Source organism: Bacillus sp. GMs2/2, from assembly GCF_050172095.1.
GTDB lineage: Bacteria > Bacillota > Bacilli > Bacillales > Bacillaceae_G > Bacillus_A > Bacillus_A cereus.
The window spans coordinates 1-1,590 of the sequence record NZ_JBNLYE010000629.1 but is presented as its reverse complement, the minus strand read 5'-3'; the positions used below and the strand labels follow the sequence as shown (position 1 = coordinate 1,590).

Sequence of the window (1,590 nt, the reverse complement as noted above, 5' to 3'; positions counted from 1 at the left end):
TGAATAAATTAGAAGGAGAAGAATTACAAAGGAAATTAGATGAATTGCCATACTCTAAAAATGTTGACTATCAAATAATAGTAGACATGTTACATGGGTTTGCGCTGTATGATAGTAGTAATTTCATGGCTATGGTCCCGTATTCTAAAAAGATCGATCAAAACTTACCATTAGTAGAGAATACATTTATAAAGAAGCATTTGGATTTGCAACATGATGATCGTAAGTCTCATATTAATTTGTTTAGTAATAAAATAAAAGAATGCAGGGAAATTTGTAATAGTATAATAAAATCCGCTCCGGAAGATTCAGTTATAAAGGCCAAAGCTTTGAGTTGCTTAGGGGAGTCCTTTATATTTGAAAATCCTTTTCAGGCGGAAACCTACTTTTTGGAAAGTCTAAAGTTAATAAAAAAATTAGGTATTACTACTTATAGTAAAATGTATCGTGCAGTTCATAGTACATTAGCTTTTTTGCGAATTGAGTACGGAATAAATGTAGATAAAATAGATTGGGACTTTGTAGGAGAAGCGGAAAAAGCTTTCTTTGATGCTAAATTCGGTTCAGGAGTTAAAGCTAGAGTTTATTTTGAAGACTTAAAAAAACAAGGAAAAACTTTGTCTGCATTTAAATTATATTATTTATTTTTTGTAGATAGAAATGATACAATGGTTCTCAAAGAGGCTTTAGAAAAATTCGCTAATAATGGGAATGTATTCTATTCAAATTTGGTAACACGTCTTTTAATTAAAGAGGGAGTGAAGTAGGTTGAAAAAAGTTATTCTTACAATGATATGTGTTTTAGGACTACTAGGAGTAGTTGAACAAAACAAAGACACTTCACAAGCACATTCAAGTAAAGTAGAAACTACATATCTAATGGTTGATCCTGGAACTCATTAGAAATTTATAAATTATTTTTCAAGACGCTACTACTAAGTAGCGTCTTGAGTGCTTTTTAAGGGGTATGCATTTTTGGAAAACGTTACAAAAATGCACAGTTTGTTAAAAAATTCACATAATTATTGGGATGGAGGAGTTCGTATTGTTAATAAGTGGTGAAGAAAAAATAAAATCCATGATTAAATATTTATTAGGGGATAAAGTCTCAGAAAATGACACTCTTCATGCTTTGAAAGAAATACATAAACAAGGATTCATTACTGATAATGAATTAAGTGAAGTCATGCAGCAAATGGAACCAAAAAAAGGACTAGCCTCATGCTAATCCTTTTTTTCTTGTTTTAACATTCTTTGGATAGCTACTTCTAAAAGCGCTTTGACGCTTTCGATTTCCTCAGGAGACAGCTTTCTTCCATCCCAATGTAATTCATCACTTTCAAATATTTCTTTTATATTATTGCTACTTTTAATGGAATTATCGCTTTTCCCGAATAAGTAATCAATGGGAACGTTGAAGAAGTCAGCTAATTTTTCAATGTTCTCACGTGAGGGGATTTTTGTCCCTTTTTCATATTTGGAAATAGTTTGCTTGCTCACACCAATATTTTCGCCTATTTTTTCTTGTGTTAGTTTTCGTTCTTTTCTTAACTCGAATATTCTCTCCCCTATGATATTCATCTATAACAT

General features: G+C 31.1%; 4 protein-coding genes. 3 read left to right on the top strand and 1 reads right to left on the bottom strand.

The window, feature by feature from the left end; genetic code table 11:
• The 3 genes from ACQGS6_RS28105 to ACQGS6_RS28095 form a co-directional block, all read left to right on the top strand.
• A partial coding sequence (locus ACQGS6_RS28105) for an AimR family lysis-lysogeny pheromone receptor (protein ID WP_426966000.1) occupies nt 1-767 on the top strand: 767 nt, incomplete at its 5' end.
• A gap of 1 nt (nt 768) precedes the next feature.
• Nucleotides 769-903, top strand: a complete 135-nt coding sequence (locus ACQGS6_RS28100) for a hypothetical protein (protein WP_000755859.1) — start codon at nt 769-771, stop codon at nt 901-903.
• Nucleotides 904-1,045: 142 nt separating this feature from the next.
• Nucleotides 1,046-1,228: a hypothetical protein gene (locus ACQGS6_RS28095; RefSeq protein ID WP_000908628.1), complete on the top strand. Its 183-nt coding sequence runs from the start codon at nt 1,046-1,048 to the stop codon at nt 1,226-1,228.
• Here ACQGS6_RS28095 and ACQGS6_RS28090 read toward each other — a convergent pair.
• On the bottom strand, nt 1,225-1,581 hold the full coding sequence (locus ACQGS6_RS28090; protein WP_001021266.1) for a helix-turn-helix domain-containing protein: 357 nt from the start codon (nt 1,579-1,581) through the stop codon (nt 1,225-1,227). The genes ACQGS6_RS28095 and ACQGS6_RS28090 overlap by 4 nt on opposite strands.
• Nucleotides 1,582-1,590 lie beyond the last annotated feature (9 nt).